Below are 19,557 nucleotides of genomic sequence, written 5' to 3'. Positions count from 1 at the left end.
CACGAGTAGGCTCACTTGCGAGCTGATGTAACGTCAGATTCATTCAGTTCAAGGCCAGTTGAGCAGAGTGTCGGGCAGTACGCCGTTCATCACACGGGGCTACCATCGGTGAGGTTGTCCGCTCCGGCCCCGGAGTGGGGTCACCCGATAGACTGAGTGGTCCCACCGCCCCAAGGGCCGGACACGGTCGGAACCAGGGGCGAGGACGAGGAGCGCACGGCAGCCATGACCGCTGAACCGAGCCACACAGAACAGACCGCGCGGGCCCCGCAGGCCCTCTTCCCCGGTCGCCCGGCTCCGGCCCCGCGCACCCTGGTCGACATCCTGGACGCCGCCGTCCGCACCCACCCCAACGAGCCGGCCCTGGACGACGGGCACACCGTCCTCGGCTACCGGGCACTCGCCGCCGAGGTCGAGCAGCTGCGCCTCCGGCTGAACGGCGCCGGAATCGGCCCCGGTGACCGGGTCGGCGTCCGCGTCCCCTCCGGCACCAACGACCTCTACATCGCCATCCTCGCCGTACTGGCCGCGGGCGCCGCCTACGTCCCGGTGGACGCCGAGGACCCGGACGAGCGCGCCCAGCTCGTCTTCGAGGAGGCCGCCGTGGCCGGCGTGCTCGGGGCGGAGCGCGTCCTGACCCTCACCGGCGACCCGCGGCCCGCCGTCCCCGCGGACACCCGGCCGACCCCCGCCGACGACGCCTGGATCATCTTCACCTCCGGCTCGACCGGCCGGCCGAAGGGCGTCGCCGTCACCCACCGCAACGCCGCCGCGTTCGTCGACGCCGAGGCCGCCCTGTTCCTCCAGGAGGAGCCGATCGGCCCGGGCGACCGCGTGATGGCCGGCCTCTCCGTCGCCTTCGACGCCTCCTGCGAGGAGATGTGGCTGGCCTGGCGCTACGGCGCCTGCCTGGTGCCCGTCCCCCGCTCGCAGGTGCGCAGCGGCGCCGATCTCGGCCCGTGGCTCGCCGAGCAGGAGATCACCGTCGTCTCCACCGTCCCGACGCTGGCCGCGCTCTGGCCCGCCGAGGCGCTGAACGAGGTCCGGCTGCTGATCTTCGGCGGCGAGGCCTGCCCGCCCGAGCTGGTGCAGCGCCTGGTCACCGAGGGCCGCGAGGTGTGGAACACCTACGGCCCGACCGAGGCGACCGTGGTGGCCTGCGCCGCGCTGCTCACCGGCGACGGTCCGGTCCGGATCGGCCTGCCGCTGGACGGCTGGGACCTCGCCGTGGTCGACGAGGCCGGCGAGCCGGTCGCCGCGGGCGGCACCGGCCAGCTGGTGATCGGCGGCGTCGGTCTGGCCCGTTACCTGGACCCGGTGAAGGACGCCGAGAAGTACGCGCCGCTGCCCTCGCTCGGCTGGGACCGCGCCTACCGCAGCGGCGACCTCGTCGAGGCCGACCCCGAGGGCCTGCTCTTCCTCGGCCGCACCGACGAGCAGATCAAGCTCGGCGGCCGCCGGATCGAGCTCGGCGAGGTCGACGCCGCGCTGCAGGCGCTGCCGGGCGTCGCCGGTGCGGCCGCCGCCGTGCGGACCGCTCGCGGCGGCAACCAGCTGCTGGTCGGCTACCTGGTCACCAAGGACGGCTGGGACCGGGAGGCCTCGGTCGAGCGGCTGCGCGCCGAGCTGCCCGCGGCCCTGGTGCCCCTGCTGGCCTCCGTGGAGTCCCTGCCCACCCGCACGTCCGGCAAGGTCGACCGCAACGCGCTGCCCTGGCCGCTGCCCGACCTGGAGACCGCCGGGCCCACCGAGCAGCTCTACGGCACCGAGGCCTGGCTGGCCGAGCAGTGGACCGAGATCCTCGGCGTGCCGGTCGGCGGCCCGCGCGAGGACTTCTTCGCCATCGGCGGCGGCAGCCTGGCCGCCGCCCGGCTCACCACCCTGCTGCGCGCCCGCTACCCGAGCGCCGCCGTGCTGGACATCTACCAGCAGCCGACGCTGCGCAAGCTCGCCCGCCATCTGGAGCGGTCGGTGGCGGACAGCGGCGAGACCCGCACCGTCGCCCTGGTACCGACCAGGGCCAAGCTGCTCCAGCTGCTCCTGCTGATCCCGCTCTTCACCGTGGTCGGCCTGCGCTGGACGGTCGCCCTGCTCACCCTCGGCAATGTGCTCGCCTGGTTCGGCGACTACCCCTGGGCACCGACCGCCTCGTGGTGGGTGGTCGGCGCGGGCGCGCTGGCGCTGTTCTCCCCGGCCGGCCGGCTCGCCATCGCGGCCGGCGGCGCCCGGCTGCTGCTGCGCGGCCTGCGGCCCGGCCGCTACCCGCGCGGCGGCAGCGCCCATCTACGGCTCTGGACCGCCGAGCGGCTGGCCGAGGTCAGTGGCGCGACCTCGCTCTCCGGAGCCTGGCTTACCCGCTACGCGCGGGCGCTCGGCGCCAAGGTCGGCCCGGAGGTGGACCTGCACTCGATGCCGCCGGTCACCGGGATGCTCAAGCTGGGCCGGGGCTGCGCCGTCGAGGCCGAGGTCGACCTCTGCGGCTACTGGCTGGACGGCGACCGGCTGGAGGTCGGCCAGGTCAAGGTCGGTTCGGGGGCCGTGGTCGGCACCCGCTCGACCCTGCTGCCCGGCGCCCGGGTCGGCAAGCGGTCGCACGTGGTGGCCGGTTCCAGCGTCACCGGGCACGTGCCGACCGGCCAGCGCTGGGGCGGCGCGCCCGCCGCCAAGCTGGGCCGGGCCGAGCGGACCTGGCCGAAGGACCGGCCGGCCCGCCAGGCGCGCTGGGCGGCGCTCTTCGGCGCCAGCGGCACAGCGCTCAGCCTGTTGCCGGTGCTGCCCGCCCTCGCCGGGCTCGTGGTGCTCTCCCGCTTCGTCCAGCCCGGCCAGGACCTCGGTGCCGCGCTCGGGGGCGCCCTGCTCGGCCTCCTCCCGGCCACCCTGGCCTACGGCCTGGTGTACGCGGCGCAGCTGGTCGCGGCCGTGCGGCTGCTGAGCATCGGGCTGGCCCCGGGCGTGCACCCGCTGCACGGCCGGATCGGCTGGCAGGCCTGGACGGTCACCCAGCTGATGGACCAGGCCCGCGAGATCCTGTTCCCGCTGTACGCGGGTCTGGTCACGCCGCTGTGGCTGCGGGCGCTGGGGATGAAGGTCGGCCGGGGCGCCGAGGTGTCCACCGTGCTGGCGCTGCCGAGCCTGACCACGGTCGGGGACGGCGCGTTCCTGGCGGACGACACCCTGATCGCCCCGTACGAGCTGGGCGGCGGGTGGCTGCGGCTCGGTGAGGCGAAGGTCGGTGAGCGGGCGTTCCTCGGCAACTCGGGGATGACCGCTCCCGGGCGGGCCGTCCCGGCGCGCGGGCTGGTGGGTGTGCTGTCGGCGACGCCGAAGAAGGCCAAGAAGGGCAGCTCCTACCTGGGCATGCCGCCGATGCGGCTGCCGCGCTCGGCCGACCAGGCCGACCAGAGCCTCACCTACGAGCCGCCGGCCCGGCTGCTCTGGGCCCGCGGGCTGGTGGAGGTGGCCCGGCTGCTGCCGGTGCTGGCCTCCGGCGCGCTCGGTGCGCTGACCCTCGCGTCGCTCTCCTGGCTGTCGGCGAACTGGTCCCCGGTGGCGGCGGCGCTGCTCTCCGGGCTGGTGCTGCTCGCGGCGGGCGGGGCGGCCTGCGTGGTCGCGGTGGCCGCGAAGTGGCTGCTGGTCGGGCGGTTCCGGGCGGTGGAGCACCCGCTCTGGAGCGGCTTCGTCTGGCGCAACGAGCTCGCGGACACCTTCGTCGAGGTCCTGGCGGTGCCGTGGCTGGTGGGCGCGGTCCCGGGCACGCCGGTCCTGAACGTCTGGCTGCGGGCGCTCGGCGCGCGGGTCGGGCGGGGTGTCTGGTGCGAGAGCTACTGGCTGCCGGAGGCAGACCTGGTCACCCTCGGTGACGGGGTGACCATCAACCGGGGCTGCGTGGTGCAGACCCACCTCTTCCACGACCGGATCATGCGGATGGATACTGTCATCCTCCGCGAGGGCGCCACCCTGGGCCCGGGCGGCATCGTGCTGCCCGGCAGTACGGTGGGCGCACGCAGCACCCTGGGCCCGGCCTCGCTGGTGATGCGCGCCGAGTCCGTCCCCGCCGACACGCGGTGGCTGGGCAACCCGATCGAGGTGTGGCAGGCCACCTCGTGACCGCCGCCCCCTCCGACCCGCCCGCCACCTCCACGTCCCCCAGTTCGCAGGGAGCGCACGACCCGGTGAAACCCCGCCCGGTGAACCACCAGCACGCCTCGGCGGCCCGCGCCGCCGCCCCGGACCCGTACTTCCCGAACAGCGGGGACACCCGCTACCGGGTGCACCGCTACGAGCTCGCCCTGGACTACCGCCCCGGGCCCAACCGGCTGGGCGGCACCGCACGGCTCAGCGCGGTCGCCGGGACGGCGCTGCCCGAGTTCGCGCTCGACCTCGCCGAGTTCCGGATCGGTCGGGTCCTGGTGGACGGCAAGGCCGCCCGGTACACCCACCGGGCCGGCAAGCTGCGGGTGCGGCCGGTCAAGGCGCTCGCGGCCGGCGCCGCGTTCACGGTCGAGGTGCACTACACCGGGAACCCGCGGCCCGTGCGCAGCCCGTGGGGCGGTCTCGGCTGGGAGGAGCTGACCGACGGCGCGCTGGTCGCCAGCCAGCCCGTCGGGGCCCCGTCCTGGTTCCCGTGCAACGACCGGCCCGCCGACAAGGCGACCTACCAGATAGCGGTGACCACGCCGTCCGCGTACACCGTGGTGGTCGGCGGCCGGCTGCTCACCCGCACCACGCACGCCTCCAGCACGACCTGGGTGTACGAGCAGAGCGCACCGACCTCGACGTACCTGGTGACGGTCTCGATCGGCCAGTACCGGCCGGTCGTGCTCGCCGAGCGCCCGGCCGTCCGGCAGACCGGGTACGTGCCCGAGCGGGTGGCCGGCGACTTCGCGGTGGACTTCGGGCGGCAGCCCCGGATGACCGCGTACTTCGAGGAGATCTTCGGCCCCTACCCGTTCGGCGAGTACACGGTGGTCGTCGCCGACGAGGAGCTGGATGTCCCGGTGGAGGCGCAGGGCGTCGCCACCTTCGGCACCAACCACCTCGGCGGGGGCTGGGAGCGGGAGCGGCTGATCGCCCACGAGCTGGCCCACCAGTGGTTCGGCAACAGCGTGTCGATCACCGACTGGAGCCACATCTGGCTCAACGAGGGCTTCGCCAAGTACGCGGAGTGGCTCTGGTCCGAGCGGGCCGGCGGCCCGTCGGCCACCACGCACGCGGCGGCCGCGCACGCCCTGCTGGCCGGCCTCCCCCAGGACCTCAGGCTGGCCGACCCGGGCCGGAAGCTGATGTTCGACGACCGGCTCTACCAGCGCGGCGGCCTGACCGTCCACGCGCTCCGGCTCACCCTCGGCGACGCCGCGTTCTTCCCGATGCTCCGGGAGTGGGCCACCGCCCACCGGCACGGCGTCGTCGGCACCGCCGACCTGCGCGCCCACGCGGGGCGCTACGCCGATCACTCGCTGGAGCCCCTGTTCACCGCGTGGCTGGACCGCCCGGAGCTCCCGCCGCTGCGGGGGCTGAGCGGGCCGACCGGCCCGCCGCGACCGGGCTACTGACGGTCCGGCCCGGACCCCTCGCGGTGAGGGGTCCGGGCCGGACCGCCGGCCGGGTGTCAGCCCGTGAAGCCGGCCGTGATGGAGGTGAACTGCCAGTCGTTCTGGGCGATGCCGGAGCAGGTCTCCTGCAGGCCGCCGCCCGCGCAGCCGCGGTCGCGGTTCACCGACCAGAAGGCCAGCCGGGCGATGTGGTGGCTGTTGGCCCAGTCGCGGATCGCGGTCCAGTTCTGGACGGTGGTGACCTCGTTGTTGTCGCTGAGGCCGTTCATGCCGGAGATGCCGACGTGCGCGTAGGCGGTGGCGTCGTCCCAGCCGAAGGTGGACTTGAGCTTGGCCTTCAGGCCGTCCGCCGCACTCACGGTGGCGGCGTACATGTCGGTGGAGGCGTTGCCGAAGTCGAACGGCATGATGGTGAAGACGTCGATGTCCGCGCCGAGCGCCTTGGCCTGCTCGATCAGCCGGTTCCCGTAGGAGGTCGGGCCGGTGGTGCCGGTACCGAAGGTCAGGATGGTGCGCAGGCCGGGGTTGTTCTGCTTGACGATCTTGAGCGCGCCGAGGATGCGGTCCTGGACGACGGTGTTCTCGAACTCGTCGGTGTTCTCGATGTCGACGTCGATCGCCTTCAGACCGTAGGCGTCGATCACCTTCTGGTAGGCGCCGGCGAGATCGGCGGTGGTGGCGCAGTTGGGACCGAGCTTGTTGCCGCTCCACCCGCCGATGGACGGGACGACGTCGCCGCCGGCCGCGCGGACGGCCTTGATGGTGGCCTGGTCGACCCCGTTCAGCAGCGGCCGCTGGCTGTCCCAGGTGGGGTTGCAGCCGTTCTGGGCGAGGACGAAGGCCAGGGTGAACCACTTCACGCCGGTGGCGTTCATGACGGTCGTGGGGGCCGGCGGGTTGCCCCAGCCGTTGTAGAGGTAGGGCGCGGCCTGCTTGAACCCGGTCGGGGTGCCGCCGCCCGGGTCGGTGGTGACCACGAGGGCGGCGGAGGAGCCGGAGGTGTTGCCGGCCGCGTCACGGGCCTTGACGGTGAAGCTGTACGCGGTGGCGGCGGTCAGCCCGTCGACGGTCGCGCCGGTGCCGGCCGTGGTGGCGACCTTGGTGGCGCCCTGGTAGACGTCGTAGCCGGTCACGCCGACGTTGTCGGTGGCGGCGTCCCACGCGAGGGTGACGCCGGTGGCGGACTTGCCGGTGCTGCGCAGGTTGCCTGGGGACGTGGGTGCCTGGGTGTCGCCCGGGGTGCCGCCGCCCGGGCCGTCCAGGCTCAGGTCGTCGGCGTAGTAGGTGCCCTGGCCGTACCAGCCGTTGACATAGACCTCCGCGCTGGTCTGGGTGGCGCCGGTGGTGAAGGAGACGCTCAGCCGGGTGTAGTCGGCGGCCGAGGTCCAGGCGGAGCCGGCGCCGGTGACACCGAGGTAGACATAGCTGCCGCGGACCCAGCCGGACAGCGAGTACGTGGTGTTGGGCTGGACGGCGACGGTCTGCGTGCACTTGGCGTTGTCGCTCGCGGAGGCGGCGCCCGCCAGCGCCTTGCCGCCGCCGTGCACGGGGGTGGAGACCACCGAGCCGAGTCCGCCGGTGCAGGACCAGCCGGACAGGGTGCCGGTCTCGAAGCCGGGGTTGCCGAGTTGGTTCGCCGCATGGGCGGCGGTGGGGGCGGTGAACGCGGCGGCGGCCGCGAGCAGGGCTGCCGCGCCGACGGCGGACAGTCGGGTGCGCTTGAGCACCGGGGACCTCCAGTGGGGGTGTGGGGGTGGAGGTGCGGGGAGGAGCCCAAAATGGACTGGACCAATTCATGCTGTCAAGTACCGTCCGGCGAGCGGACGGTGAGCGACGGGTGAACGGGGCCGAGAGCGGGCCGGAGTGCGGGGAGGGCCAGGAGGGCGAGGGCCACGAGGGCAGCCGCAGAGCCTGCCCGTAGCCAGGCTCTCCTCAGGTATCCCATCGCCGGAGGCCGGCTGTCCCAGGCCGGCCCCGGAGGCGGTCGTGCCGTGCGAGCCGGCTTGTCATGGTCGAGCCGAGGCTACTCCGCGTCGACCGGTAACCGACTGATCGTCACCACCGCCGCGTGTTGGCGGATCCGGCCCGGGGCGGGCCGCCGCGAGCGGCGCGGCGGGCCCTCGGCGGGACTCCCCCCGCCGGCCCGGAAAGGAGGTGGAGGACCGTGGACGACCGACGTAGGTTGAAGGAGCCGTCCGGCCCCGCCGACGGCATCCGGCCACGGTCGACCCCCGGCCCCGGTCCGCGTTCCAACCGCTGCACCGAATGATTCAGAGGATCAGATGACCGACCAGTACGACGAGCTCCTCCCGACGACCCGCCGCGCGCTGCTGCACCGGATCGCGGTCGCACAGGCCGAGGGCCGCACGCCCTCCCTGGTCGCCGCGGTGGTCCGGGACGGCAGACTGGTCTGGAGCGGAGCGCGCAGCATGATCGACGGTCATGCGCCCACCGTCGACGTGCAGTACCGGATCGGCTCGCTCACCAAGACCTTCGTCGCCGTCCTGGTGCTCCGGCTGCGCGACGAGGGCCTGCTCGACCTGGCCGACCCGCTGGAGCGCCACCTGCCCGGCACCCCGGCCGACGGCGCCACCGTCGCCCAACTGCTCGCCCACTCGGCCGGCCTCGCCTCCGAGACCCCGACGCCCTGGTGGGAGCGGACCGACGGCACGCTGCGCCCCGAGCTCGCCGACCTCCTGGAGGGCGAGAACCCGCGCAAGCACCCGGCGGGGCGGCTCCACCACTACTCCAACCCCGGCTACGCCCTGCTCGGCGCGCTGGTCGAGCGCCTGCGCGGCGAGCCGTGGCACGAGGTGCTGCACCGCGAGGTCCTGGCGCCGCTCGGGATGGACCGCACCACCCTGCTGCCCGAGCACCCGCACGCCGGCGGCTTCGCCGTCCACCCCTGGGCCGACGTCATGCTGCCCGAACCGCTGACCGAGACCGGGCTGATGGCACCGGCCGGGCAGCTCTGGTCGACCGTCGCCGACCTGGCCCGCTGGGCCGCCTTCCTGACCGCCGGCGACCCGAAGGTGCTGACCGCCGAGAGCCTCGCCGAGATGCGCGTACCCGCCGTCGGCCCGGGCGGCGAGAACTGGTCCGGCGGGTACGGGCTCGGGCTGCAACTGCTGCGCCACCAGGACCGTGTGCTCTACGGCCACACCGGTTCGATGCCGGGCTTCACCGCCGGCCTCTGGATCAGCGAGGCGGACGGTCTGGCGGCGATCGCGGTCGCCAACGCGACCAGCGGCGGCGACACCCCGCGGGTCGCGGCGGAGCTGATCTCCCTCACCGCCCAGCACGAACCCCGGCTGCCCGAGCCCTGGCGCCCGCTGTCCTCCCTCGACGAGGACCTGCTCGCGCTCACCGGCCCCTGGTACTGGGGCGCCGCCGGCCACACCCTGCGGCTGAAGGCCGACCGTGTCCTGGAACTGGCCCCGCTCACCGGCGGCACCCGCAGCTCCCGGTTCCGCGCCGAGCCGGACGGCACCTGGACGGGGCTGGACCACTACTACGCGGGCGAGACGCTGCGGGTCGTCCGCGCCGCCGACGGCTCGGTCAGCCACCTGGACGTCGGCTCCTTCGTCTTCACCCGCCGGCCCTACGGTCCGGCCGAGGCCGTGCCCGGCGGGGTCGACCCGGCCGGCTGGCAGGCCTTCTGAGGCGTCGGGGCTCCCCCGGCCCGGGTGTGTCGCCGCCGCGGGGCTCCGGTCCGCCGTGACGGGCGCCCGGTGCGGCGCGGCGGGCCTACGCCGCGCCGCCGCGGGGCTCCGGCGCTTCGGCGTCGGGGGCCCGCGCTCCGGCCGGGGAACCAGGCCGACGGGCCAGGCGCAGGAGGTGGGCCGTGCGCAGCGCGTGCGACGCGAGCAGCGTGCCGACGACCGTGCACGGCGCCAGCGCGGCGTCCGTCGCGCCGCTCTCCCACCCGAGGAAGGCGCCGACCGCCAGGAACGGGACGACCCCCGTCACGGGGGCGACCACCATCGCGAAGGCGAGGGTGCTCCGCCTGCGGTCCTCCTCCCAGCACCGGTCGGAGGTGATCTGCAGGGCGCCGGCCATCGCCACCACCAGCATCCACCAGGGCGAGGTGGCCAGTCCGACCAGCCTGGCGAGCAGGTGGAGGAGGAGCAGTACGACCGCGAGCTGGGCCTGCACCCGCAGGATGTCCCGCAGCTCCGCGGCGATCTCCCGCCGCCGCGCCGAGCCCGGTTTCCACCCCATGGAGCGGAGCATACGGTGGCGCCCGCACACCGAACAGGTGTCCGGCAGACAGTGAGTGGCCCCATTCAGCAGGTGCACATCCAAGCTCTGCCGAACGGCAACGTGGACGCCAGCCGACACGGAGAAACATACGGATACCGGTTCGCACGCCCCACGACCGAGAGTGCGGGCCGGTGCCACGGCGATCCGTGGCCGCCGTCGTCCGTGCCGCCCTGGAGGGTCTGCCATGACCACCGTCCCCGCGTACGCTCCGCCCACCGTCACCCCCGGCCACACCTCGGTACTCCCCATCCCGCTGCCGGCGCAGCAGACCGTCGTCCAGCCGGTCACCGTCCGTCCGGTCCCCGCCCCGGCCGTACCCGCACCGGTCGCTCCCGTGCCCGCCCTCGCGGCCCCGGCCCTCTCCGCGCCGGCGCTCCTCGGCAAGGTGCCGGCGCCCGCCTACACCGTCGCGCTCGCCCGTGACGAGGCCGACGTGCGCGCCGCCCAGCTGTTGCGCCACCAGGTCTTCGCCGCCGAACTCGGTGCCCGGCTGCACAGCCCGGTGGCGGGGCTGGACGTCGACCCGTTCGACGCGTTCTGCGACCACCTGCTGGTGCGCGAGGGCGAGGACGGCCCCGTGGTGGGGACCTACCGGCTGCTGCGCCCGGCGGCCGCCCGACGGGCCGGACGGCTCTACTCCGACGGCGAGTTCGACCTGCGCAGCCTGTCCCCGCTCCGCGACGGCCTGGTGGAGCTGGGCCGCTCCTGCATCCACCCGGACCACCGGGGCAACGGCGCGGTCATCAACCTGATGTGGGGCGGCATCGCCCGCTACCTCGCCGACACCGGCAACACCTGGGTCGGCGGCTGCTGCTCGATCCCGCTGGACGACGGCGGCGCGACGGCGGCGCGGGTCTGGGACACCGTCAGCGCCAAGTACCTCGCCCCCGAGGAGTACCGGGTCACCCCGCACCGGCCGTGGGACCCCACCGGCCTGCCCCGCGCCGAGCGGGCCGCGCTGCCGGCGCTGCTCCGCGGGTACCTGCGGCTGGGCGCCTGGGTCTGCGGCGCGCCCGCCCACGACCCGGACTTCGCCACCGCCGACCTCTACGTGCTGCTGTCCCTGGAGCGCACCGATCCGCGCTACCTGCGGCACTTCCTCTCCGGGCTCGCTCCGGCGGCCCCGGCCACCGGACCGGCCGCGCCCGGCGGTACGGAACCCTCGCCCGGGCCGCTCTCGTGAGCGTCTGGCTGCCGACCGCCCCCTGCACGCCGGAGACCTGTCTGACCGAGGCCGCCCCCGTGGTGGCGCTCCCCCGGCGGATCCTGCGCCTCGCCGCGTTCCTGGTCGTGCTGGTGGCGGGCCTCGCGCTCACCCCGTCGGTCCGGGCCCTGCCCGGGGGCCCGCGCGACGCGCTGGTCCGGTTCTGGGCACGCACCCTGCTCGGCGCGCTCGGGGTCACCGTCCGGATCGCGCCGCCCCCGGCCCGCGGCGGCGGGGTGCTGGTGGTGGCCAACCACGTCTCGTGGCTGGACATCCCGCTGATCGCCGCCGGCCGGCCCGGCCGCTCGCTGGCCAAGACCGAAGTCCGGCACTGGCCGGTGCTCGGCCCGCTGGTGGCCTGGGGCGGCACCGTCTTCCTCGACCGCGACCGGCTGCGCACCCTCCCCGGCACGGTCGCCGCGGTCACCGAACTGCTGCGCGCGGGACGGCCCGTGGTCGTCTTCCCCGAGGGGTCGACCTGGTGCGGGCGGGAGAGCGGCCGGTTCCGCCCGGCGCTCTTCGAGGCCGCTGTCCAGGCCGGTGCTCCCGTGCAGCCGGTGACGGTCCGCTACCGGCTCGCGGACGGGCGGGCGACCAGCGCGCCGGCCTTCGTCGGCGAGGACGGCCTGCTCGCCTCGATCGCCCGGGTGGTGTCGGTCCGTGGGCTGGTGGCCGAGGTGACCTTCCTGCCCGCGATCCCGGCACCCGCGGTCCGGACCGGTCAGCCGGCGGACCGGTGGCAGCCGCGCCGGGAGCTGGCCCGTGCCGCCCAGGCGGCCGTGGAGGCGACCGGCCGGTGAGTGCCCGGTGGTGACTGCCCGTTGTGAGCACCCGCAGTGAGTGCCCGCTGTGAGTGCCCGCTGGTGAGTCAGACCGGTGGGGTCGGTGCGGCCCGGTGCCCGCGGCGGATGCCCATCGTGCCCGGCGCCGCCCGGTGATCGACGGGCGGTGGGCCGGGCGGGTAGCCTCACGGCATCCGCCCGTCCACCACGGCTCGCCGCCGTCGACCGCCGTGCCTCACCGTCCGACTCCCCTGCGACCGGCAGCCGTTCCACGGGACCGGCCCCCGCCCGCCGCCGAGGTCGGCCGCCGCCACGCCCAGGAGGACTCCCGCCGTGCCCGAGCTGTACCCGATCGGCAAGCCCTACGCGCAAGGTCTCCTGGAGGTCGGCGACGGCCAGCGAATCTACTGGGAGGCCTCGGGCAACCCCGCCGGCAAGCCGGCCGTCGTGGTGCACGGCGGGCCGGGCTCCGGCCACAGCCCGAAGAACCGGCGCTCCTTCGACCCCGAGCGCTACCACCTGGTGCTGTTCGACCAGCGCGGGTGCGGACGGAGCCTGCCGCACGCCGCCGACCCGACGACCGGCCTGGAACACAACACCACCGCCCATCTGATCGCCGACATGGAACGGCTTCGCGAACACCTGGGCATCGAGAAGTGGCTGCTGTACGGCGGCTCCTGGGGCTCGACCCTGATCCTCGCCTACGCGCAGACCCACCCCGAGCGGGTCTCGGAGATCGTGATCTGCGGGGTCACCATGACCCGCCCCGAGGAGACCGACTGGCTGTACCGCGGCGTGGGCCGGCTGCTGCCGGGCCCCTGGGAGGCGTTCCGCGACGGGCTGCCGCCCGCCGAACGGGACGGCGACCTGGTGGCCGCGTACAGCCGGCTGCTGAACAGCCCCGACGAGGCCGTCCGCCGCAAGGCCGCACGGGACTGGGCGACCTGGGAGGACGCGGTGATCGCGCACGAGTCGCTGGGAAAACCGAACGCCTACTCCGACCGCCCGGACGACGCCCTGATGGCGTTCACCCGGATCACCGCGCACTACTTCGCGCACGACGCCTTCCTGGAGGACGGCCGACTCCTGCGCGACGCCGGACGGCTGGCGGGGATCCCGGGCGTCCTGATCCACGGCCGGCTGGACCTCGGATCGCCGCTGAAGACCGCCTGGGAGCTGGCGAAGGCCTGGCCGGACGCCGAGTTGACGGTCATCCAGGACTCCGGCCACACCGGGAGCCCCGCCATGGGCGAGGCGGTGTTCGCGGCCATCGAACGGTTCGCCGGACCCGCCCGGAACTGACCACGACGGCTCGCTCCGGCCGTCTCGTGCCGGCGGCGAGACGGTCCGCCAGCCCCGCCGGGAGTCGGGCCTGCGGCGGGACCGAGACGGCCGGGAGTTGCCCGGCCGTTGCCCGGCCGGGGGCCGCCCGGGGGCCGCCCGGGCCCGGTCGGCCGTCTGCCCAAGGGCCGCTCCCGGCCGCCCGATCGGGCCCCTACGATACGAGCATGATCGCCTATGCCCCCGCGGCCCTGTTCTTCGTCCTGTGCGGGATCGGGGTGCTCCGTGACCGACGCCGATTCAGCAACGCCGTCCTGCTCGGCATAGCCGTCTCCTTTCTCGCCCTGGCGCTGCTCGCCGAGTTGCGCAAGGCCCCGACACTGGTCGCCGAGGTGGCAGCCGTCGCCATCATCCTGCTGCCGGCGGTCGGAACGCTGGCGCTGGTCGGCTTCCTGATCGCCAACGGCCTGACCATGGTCCGCAAGGAGGGCAGACGGCCGGCCAATCTGCTGTCCCTGCTCGCGGGCCTCGGCATCCTCTCCGTGATCAGCCTGCTCGTCGCCGCCGTGGTGACCCGCTCGTACCGGCTAGGGGTCCTCGCCGGCACGGCCGTGCTGGTGGTCGGTTACATCTCCTTCCTGTTCGTCTGCTTCGTGGGCTACGCCTTCCTGTACGGCCGCCACCGCCCCCGCCGGGACGTCGACTTCGTCGTGGTGCTCGGCTCGGGCCTGATCGGCGGCGACCGGGTGCCGCCGCTGCTGGCGAGCCGGCTGAACCGGGGCCGCGAGGTGTACGAGAAGCAGGCCGCTCGCGGCAACCCACCGGTGCTGATCACCTCGGGCGGCCAGGGACCGGACGAGAAGCTGCCCGAGTCCCACGCGATGGCCGACTACCTCGTGCAGCGCGGCTTCCCCGAGGCACACCTCGTGCGTGAGGAGCGCTCGCGCACGACGGAGGAGAACCTGCTCTTCTCCAGGGCGATCATGGAGCAGGCCAAGCCCGGGTACCGCTGCGTGATCGTCACCAACAACTTCCACGCGTTCCGTGCCGCGCTGACGGCCCGTAAGGCAGGTGTGACCGGGCAGGTCTTCGGCTCCCCCACCGCGGCGTACTACTGGCCGAGCGCGACGATCCGGGAGTTCGCCGCCGTCTTCCTCTCCCACAAGCTGATCAACTTCGGCATCTGCGGCTTCCTCGCGCTGTGCGGAGTGCTCGCCGCCGCGCTCTGACGCACCGGACACCCCGTCCTTCCGGGCCCTGGCCGCCAGAACCCGGCGAAACGGCCCGGGGCCCGCCGTGTCATGCCGCCGGACGCGGCGCCAGGACCGCGCAGGTGGTCGTCCCGTGCGCGTACAGCTTGCCGTCCTCCACGCCGACCACCCGCGCCTCCGCCGTCGCGAGGGTACGGCCGACGTGCAGCGCCACGGCCTCGCACCGCAGCTTCCCCGAGTCGGCGAACACCGGGCGCACCATGTGCACGTTCAACTGGGTCGTGGTGTAGGCCGTGCCGGCGGGCAGTCGGCTCATCACGGCGCAGCCGAGCGCCGAGTCGAGCAGGGTGGCGAGGTAGCCGCCGTGAACGGTGTTCATCGGGTTGAAGAGATGCTCGCCGACCTCGCCCTCGAAGACCGCCGTGCCCGGCCCGGCCTCGACCAGTCCGAAACCCAGGGTGCTGGCGATCGGCGGAGCCTGGATCCGTCCCGCGATCATCTCCTGCAGGATCTCCTCCCCGGTGAGGTGCGGGAACGCGGAGACCGGCGGTCCGGCCTGCCAGTGGTGGGTACGGCTGTGCGACGCCTCGTCCGGCACGGTCTGCTCTCCCTGGAATCCATACGTGGTCATGGGACCAACCTGCCCGCTCCGCCCGTCCGGCTCAACTGCGATTCGCACTACGGAGCGGGCTCCGCCCATGGCGGCACCGGCCATGACGGGCGCGCCGACAACGGGTGACCGTCACATGTCACCCGACGGCCGGACGCGCCACGCTGCACGGCAGTCCACCAAACTCCGCCCCCACCCAGGAGTCCTCCATGGTTCTGCTGCCCGTGCGCGTGTCGACCGCTCCCGCCGTGACCGCCCCGTCCACCGCGCTCGTCCCACCGACCGGATCCGACGTGCCCGGATCCGACGTGCCCGGATCCAGCGCACCCGGATCCAGCGCACCCGGTACCACTGAGACCGGGACCGCCCGCGCCGTACCCGTCGCCGGACCGGCCCACCCGGGCCGGCGGCTCGCGCGCCGCGCCGCGGCTGCGCTGCTCGCGGCGCTGGCACTCGCCTCCACGGCACCGGCCTCCGCCGTCGCGGCCGCCACCCCGGGCCCCGGCCGTACCGCGGCCTCCGCGACTTCCGCCGCGCATGTGGCCGCCCCTGCCGCTTCCACGGCGGGCGGGACCTTCCAACAGGTCACCGGGTTCGGTGGCAACCCCGGGAACCTGGCGATGTTCTCCTACACCCCGGCAGGCCTGCCGACCGGCGCACCGCTGGTGGTCGCGCTGCACGGCTGCACCCAGACAGCCACCGACTACTACCGCAACTCCGGCTGGACCACCCTGGCCGACCGGTACGGCTTCGCGGTGGTGTTCCCGCAGACCGGCAGCGCCAACAACGCCCTCTCCTGCTTCAGCTGGTTCGACGCCGCCAAGGACGGTCGGGGCGCGGGCGAGGCCGAATCGGTGTCCGAGATGGTCACCGAAGCCCGGGCCCTGTACGGCTCCGACGGGCGCCGGGTGTTCGTCACGGGCCTCTCGGCCGGCGGCGGTATGGCGGCCGACCTGCTGGCCGACTACCCGGACGTGTTCGCGGGCGGGGCGATCGACTCCGGCCTGCCCGCGCACTGCGCCACCACTCAGGCCGCCGCCTCCGGGTGCCAGACCAATGACCAGCGGCTCACCCCGGCCCAGTGGGGCGACCGAGTCCGCCGGGCGTACCCGGGCCACAGCGGGCCGTGGCCCCGGGTGGCGATCTGGCAGGGCACCGCGGACACCACCGTCAGGCCCGTGAACGGCACCGAGCTGCGGGACCAGTGGACGGATGTGTGGGGCATCGGCCAGAGCGCCTCCGCCACCCGGAACCTGCCGGGCGGCACCACCGAGTCCGTCTACAACGACGCGAGCGGCCGGCCCGCCGTGGCGCTCTACTCCGTCGCGGGGATGGGTCACGGACTCGCCGTCGACCCGGGCCCGGGGGCGGACCAGTGCGGGGCCGGCGGCGCCTACTTCCTCGACACGATCTGCTCCAGCTACTACACCGCGCGGTTCTGGGGCTTGGACGGCGGCGGCCCGGCCACGCCCTCGCTGCCCGCACCGGCGGGCCTGACCGCGACCGCCACCGGCCAGGACTCGATCGCGCTCGGCTGGCAGGCCGTCACCGGCGCCGCGTCGTACGTGCTGTACCGGAACGGAACGCAAGTGGCCGCCCCGGCCGGCACCTCGTACACCGACGGCGGCCTGAACCCCGGGGCCTCGTACACCTACACCGTGGCCGCCGTCGACGCGGCGGGCGCCGTGGGAGCCCGGTCGGCGGCGGTGACGGCGAGCACTCCCGGCGGCGCGCAGCAGTGCTTCACGGACAGCAACTACGACCAGGTGAAGGCGAGCCGTGCGACCCAGGCCGGCGGCCTCACCTTCGCCCTCGGCTCGGGGCAGGCCATGGGCCTCTGGAACACCTTCACGATCCACACGCTGAAGGAGACCGGGGCGGGCTACTTCGTCCTCGCCGACGGGCAGTGCTGACCCGCAACCGGCCGCGAGTCGGCCCCGGTACGGGCCCCGATGCGGCCCCCGACTCCGGGCCGGGCCCGCGTGTCCGCGGTGTCCGGCCACCGTGCCACCGCCGGTGTGCCGGCCTCCGCCCAACCTTCTGAGCTTCCTCATCCGTGCTCCTCTCCGGGGCGCAGACCGGCGAACAGGTCGGATTCGGGGAGGACGGTCTCCACCAGGCTCCGGGCCAGGTGGTAGTCCTCCGTCGGCCAGACCTCGCGCTCGATCTCACGCGGGTGTGCCATGAACCCGGTGCCGGGCTGTATCTGGGTGGCGTGCGCGAGCAGGGCGGCGTCCCGTACGGCGAACTGCTCGGCGCAGCGGATCCGGGTGGTGGTGGCGAGGGCGGGCGGGGCGTCGGGCCAGCCGGCCAGCACCTCGCCCATCACCGAGTCGACGCCGCGCGCCGTCATCGCGTCGTGCATGGTCTGGAACCAGGCCCGGGACAGCGCCAGGTGGTAGTAGAGCTTGGCCACCTGCCAGGGCTCGCCCGCCTCCGGAGAGCAGTCGGGGTCGGCCGCGCCCTCGACCGCCTCGACGGTGACCCGATGGGTCATCACATGGTCGGGGTGCGGGTAACCGCCCGTCTCGTCGTAGGTGACGACGACGTGGGGGCGGAACTCGCGGATCAGCGTGATCAGCGGCTCGGCGGCGACGGCGGGCGGCAGGCGCGCGAAGCAGCCGTCGGGCAGTGGCTCGCCGGGGCCCGGTAGACCGGAGTCGGTGAAGCCCAGGAAGCGCTGGCCGACACCGAGGATCTCGCGTGCGGCGGCCATCTCCTCGCGCCGGATCCGGGTCAGCTCGGCCCTGGTCCCGGGCCGGTCGAGTGCCGGGTTGAGCACCGAGCCGCGCTCGCCGCCGGTGCACGTCGCGACCATGACGTCCACCCCCTGGGCGGCGTATCGGGCGAGGGTGGCCGCCCCCTTGCTGGACTCGTCGTCGGGGTGGGCGTGCACGGTCAGCAGCCGGAGTGCGGAGGGGTGAGTGAACATGCGCGGTTCCTTCGGTCCGAGTGGCGTCGAGCAGCGGTCCGGTGGCCCGCCGGGAGACAACTTAGGTCGGACCCATTGACTGGGTCAAGCCTAATTTCTGTACCCGACCCAGTGAATCTGCGCTACGCTCACGCCATGACCGAGGGCACCCCCAACCTGCGCGAGCTCAACAAGCGCCGCACCCGCGAGGCGATCTCGAACGCCGCCACGCGGCTCTTCATCGAGCACGGCTTCGACCGGACGACGATCGCCGAGGTCGCGGTGGCCGCCGGGGTCGCCAAGATGACCGTCACCAACCACTTCCCGCGCAAGGAGGACCTCGTCCTCGACCTGCACCGCGAGATGGTCGCCGCCCAGGCCGAGGCGGTCGCCGGGCGCGCGCCCGGCGAGTCCGCGCTGGCGGCGCTGCGCCGCACCTGCCTCGCCTCGATCGACCGGCACGACCCGGCCCTCGGGTTCGCCGATCCGCCGTTCGTCCGCACCGTCACGGAGAGCCCTGCCCTACTCGCCCGGCTGCGCGAGGTCCACGAGCAGAGCGAGAACGCGCTCACCGCGGCCCTCGCCGAGGCCACCGACTCCCCACCGGGCGACCTCACCGCCAGACTCGCGGCCGGCCTGCTGGCGGCGATCCGCCGCGCGCTCTTCACCGAGGTCTTCCACCGCGTCCTGGCCGGCGAGGAGCACGAGGCGATATCGGCAGCCATCCGACCGTCCGCCGTCGGGGCCTTCGACCACCTGCGGAGCGCGCTCGACGGGTACGCCGTCCGGTCGGCCGGCTGACGCGCCGCCACACACCGGGCGCGCCAACGACGGGCATCCCCCGACCGGGCCGCTCGTCGTACAGGCACACCGGCACACCGGCACAGCGAAAAAGCGCAGGTCCCGACACTTGACGAAAGGTTGACTTGTTCACGGCAGAACGTTGGCGGGCCCCGACCCTATGGTCGGCGCATGCCCCCACAGCCCATCGGGCGAACAGCCCTGCCCGTCCTGCCCTACCGCAAGCCCACCCCCGGCCGGGACTACTGGGTGCTGGACGACGTGCTACCCGATCCGGACGCGGTCCGCGAACGGTGCCTCGCCCGGGGCGACTGGACGGAGGGGTACCCCTACCGGCCCGAGACATGGCCCGGACTGCGCACCATGCCCGGCCTGGAGCCGGCCGAGCTCGCCCGGGTGGAGGCACTGGTCCGCAAGGCGACCGGTGCCGCAAAGCTCTGGGTCCAGAGCACGCCCGGCGGCGGAACGCTCAACCACAACTGCGTCCAACTGGTCGGCGCCGGCGAGTCGGAATCCCGCCCCCACACCGACTCCCGCGCGCTCTGCCGCTACGCGGCCGTCCTCTACCTCAGCCCCGGCGCCCCCAAGGAGGCCGGCACCAGCTTCTACCGCCAGCAGTTCCCCGGCGGGCGCCTCGGCGGCAACCTCGTCGACGCACCGCACAACAACCTCGTCGAGGCGCTCGGCACGCGCCGCGTCCCGGCTGACGCCTTCACCGAGGACGTCCGCGTCCCCAACCGCTACAACCGGCTCCTGCTGTACCGCGCCAACCTGATCCACAGTGCCACCGGCTACTACGGCATCCCGCTGGAGGAGCGGCGAATGACGGCCGTCTTCTTCTGGATGGCCTGACCCCGGAGCGCCCGGCCCCGTGTCCCTGGCGCGAACCGTCCGTGCAGCTGATCCCCGGAGCACCGGCCCCGCCGCCCACCCTGGTTCACG

General features: G+C 74.2%; 14 protein-coding genes. 10 read left to right on the top strand and 4 right to left on the bottom strand.

Going from position 1 to position 19,557, the window contains the following annotated elements; all coding sequences use genetic code 11:
• Positions 1 to 225 precede the first annotated feature (225 nt).
• Together ACZ4UX_RS06590 and ACZ4UX_RS06585 are read left to right on the top strand one after the other, a co-directional pair.
• Positions 226 to 4,107 carry a Pls/PosA family non-ribosomal peptide synthetase gene (locus ACZ4UX_RS06590; RefSeq protein WP_465705837.1) on the top strand — a complete coding sequence of 1,294 codons (3,882 nt, stop codon included), beginning with the start codon at positions 226 to 228 and terminating at the stop codon, positions 4,105 to 4,107.
• 65 nt (positions 4,108 to 4,172) lie between these two features.
• The gene (locus ACZ4UX_RS06585; protein ID WP_465705836.1) at positions 4,173 to 5,552 is read left to right on the top strand and encodes a M1 family metallopeptidase; all 1,380 of its coding nucleotides are present in this window, start codon (positions 4,173 to 4,175) and stop codon (positions 5,550 to 5,552) included.
• A 56-nt stretch (positions 5,553 to 5,608) separates the two neighbouring features.
• Here the strand turns inward: ACZ4UX_RS06585 and ACZ4UX_RS06580 are convergent, their stop codons facing one another.
• On the bottom strand, positions 5,609 to 7,279 hold the full coding sequence (locus ACZ4UX_RS06580) for a carbohydrate binding domain-containing protein (protein WP_465705835.1): 1,671 nt from the start codon (positions 7,277 to 7,279) through the stop codon (positions 5,609 to 5,611).
• A gap of 555 nt (positions 7,280 to 7,834) precedes the next feature.
• Between ACZ4UX_RS06580 and ACZ4UX_RS06575 the strand changes: the two genes are divergently transcribed.
• Positions 7,835 to 9,214 carry a serine hydrolase domain-containing protein gene (locus ACZ4UX_RS06575; protein ID WP_465705834.1) on the top strand — a complete coding sequence of 460 codons (1,380 nt, stop codon included), beginning with the start codon at positions 7,835 to 7,837 and terminating at the stop codon, positions 9,212 to 9,214.
• Positions 9,215 to 9,299: 85 nt separating this feature from the next.
• Here ACZ4UX_RS06575 and ACZ4UX_RS06570 read toward each other — a convergent pair whose 3' ends face one another.
• Positions 9,300 to 9,773, bottom strand: a complete 474-nt coding sequence (locus ACZ4UX_RS06570; protein ID WP_465705833.1) for a hypothetical protein — start codon at positions 9,771 to 9,773, stop codon at positions 9,300 to 9,302.
• A gap of 376 nt (positions 9,774 to 10,149) precedes the next feature.
• Between ACZ4UX_RS06570 and ACZ4UX_RS06565 the strand changes: the two genes are divergently transcribed.
• From ACZ4UX_RS06565 to ACZ4UX_RS06550, 4 genes are all read left to right on the top strand, one after another.
• A complete protein-coding gene (locus ACZ4UX_RS06565; protein ID WP_465705976.1) occupies positions 10,150 to 10,998 on the top strand; it encodes a GNAT family N-acetyltransferase in 849 nt (282 codons plus the stop codon).
• A complete protein-coding gene (locus ACZ4UX_RS06560) occupies positions 10,995 to 11,819 on the top strand; it encodes a lysophospholipid acyltransferase family protein (protein WP_465705832.1) in 825 nt (274 codons plus the stop codon). The genes ACZ4UX_RS06565 and ACZ4UX_RS06560 overlap by 4 nt, the downstream gene beginning before the upstream one ends.
• A gap of 315 nt (positions 11,820 to 12,134) precedes the next feature.
• Positions 12,135 to 13,103 (top strand): prolyl aminopeptidase, encoded by a 969-nt coding sequence (pip, locus tag ACZ4UX_RS06555; protein ID WP_465705831.1) that lies wholly within the window; start codon positions 12,135 to 12,137, stop codon positions 13,101 to 13,103.
• Positions 13,104 to 13,309: 206 nt separating this feature from the next.
• Positions 13,310 to 14,311 (top strand): YdcF family protein, encoded by a 1,002-nt coding sequence (locus tag ACZ4UX_RS06550; protein ID WP_352292041.1) that lies wholly within the window; start codon positions 13,310 to 13,312, stop codon positions 14,309 to 14,311.
• 70 nt (positions 14,312 to 14,381) lie between these two features.
• Here the strand turns inward: ACZ4UX_RS06550 and ACZ4UX_RS06545 are convergent, their stop codons facing one another.
• Entirely contained in the window at positions 14,382 to 14,924 is a 543-nt protein-coding gene (locus tag ACZ4UX_RS06545; protein WP_465705830.1) for a PaaI family thioesterase, read from the bottom strand.
• 599 nt (positions 14,925 to 15,523) lie between these two features.
• Here ACZ4UX_RS06545 and ACZ4UX_RS06540 point away from each other — a divergent pair.
• The gene (locus ACZ4UX_RS06540) at positions 15,524 to 16,816 is read left to right on the top strand and encodes an extracellular catalytic domain type 1 short-chain-length polyhydroxyalkanoate depolymerase (protein WP_465705975.1); all 1,293 of its coding nucleotides are present in this window, start codon (positions 15,524 to 15,526) and stop codon (positions 16,814 to 16,816) included.
• A 137-nt stretch (positions 16,817 to 16,953) separates the two neighbouring features.
• On the opposite strand, the gene mca is transcribed toward ACZ4UX_RS06540, so the two are convergent.
• On the bottom strand, positions 16,954 to 17,835 hold the full coding sequence (mca, locus tag ACZ4UX_RS06535; RefSeq protein WP_465705829.1) for a mycothiol conjugate amidase Mca: 882 nt from the start codon (positions 17,833 to 17,835) through the stop codon (positions 16,954 to 16,956).
• A 135-nt stretch (positions 17,836 to 17,970) separates the two neighbouring features.
• Here mca and ACZ4UX_RS06530 point away from each other — a divergent pair, with 135 nt between their 5' ends.
• Both ACZ4UX_RS06530 and ACZ4UX_RS06525 read left to right on the top strand, forming a co-directional pair.
• A complete protein-coding gene (locus tag ACZ4UX_RS06530) occupies positions 17,971 to 18,615 on the top strand; it encodes a TetR/AcrR family transcriptional regulator (RefSeq protein WP_465705828.1) in 645 nt (214 codons plus the stop codon).
• 171 nt (positions 18,616 to 18,786) lie between these two features.
• Complete coding sequence (locus tag ACZ4UX_RS06525; protein WP_465705827.1) at positions 18,787 to 19,467, top strand: DUF6445 family protein; 681 nt, start codon at positions 18,787 to 18,789, stop codon at positions 19,465 to 19,467.
• Positions 19,468 to 19,557: the final 90 nt, after the last annotated feature.

This window comes from Kitasatospora sp. NPDC028961 (genome assembly GCF_055564815.1).
This window is presented reverse-complemented; position numbering and strand designations above follow the sequence as displayed.

Excerpts from the sequence above, each read along its gene's own strand:
- ACZ4UX_RS06590 (WP_465705837.1), top strand. The coding sequence starts at position 226 with ATGACCGCTGAACCGAGCCACACAGAACAGACCGCGCGGGCCCCGCAG.
- ACZ4UX_RS06575 (WP_465705834.1), top strand. The coding sequence starts at position 7,835 with ATGACCGACCAGTACGACGAGCTCCTCCCGACGACCCGCCGCGCGCTG.
- ACZ4UX_RS06570 (WP_465705833.1), bottom strand. The coding sequence starts at position 9,773 with ATGGGGTGGAAACCGGGCTCGGCGCGGCGGCGGGAGATCGCCGCGGAG.
- ACZ4UX_RS06550 (WP_352292041.1), top strand. The coding sequence starts at position 13,310 with ATGATCGCCTATGCCCCCGCGGCCCTGTTCTTCGTCCTGTGCGGGATC.
- ACZ4UX_RS06545 (WP_465705830.1), bottom strand. The coding sequence starts at position 14,924 with ATGACCACGTATGGATTCCAGGGAGAGCAGACCGTGCCGGACGAGGCG.
- ACZ4UX_RS06540 (WP_465705975.1), top strand. The coding sequence starts at position 15,524 with ATGTTCTCCTACACCCCGGCAGGCCTGCCGACCGGCGCACCGCTGGTG.
- mca (WP_465705829.1), bottom strand. The coding sequence starts at position 17,835 with ATGTTCACTCACCCCTCCGCACTCCGGCTGCTGACCGTGCACGCCCAC.
- ACZ4UX_RS06530 (WP_465705828.1), top strand. The coding sequence starts at position 17,971 with ATGACCGAGGGCACCCCCAACCTGCGCGAGCTCAACAAGCGCCGCACC.
- ACZ4UX_RS06525 (WP_465705827.1), top strand. The coding sequence starts at position 18,787 with ATGCCCCCACAGCCCATCGGGCGAACAGCCCTGCCCGTCCTGCCCTAC.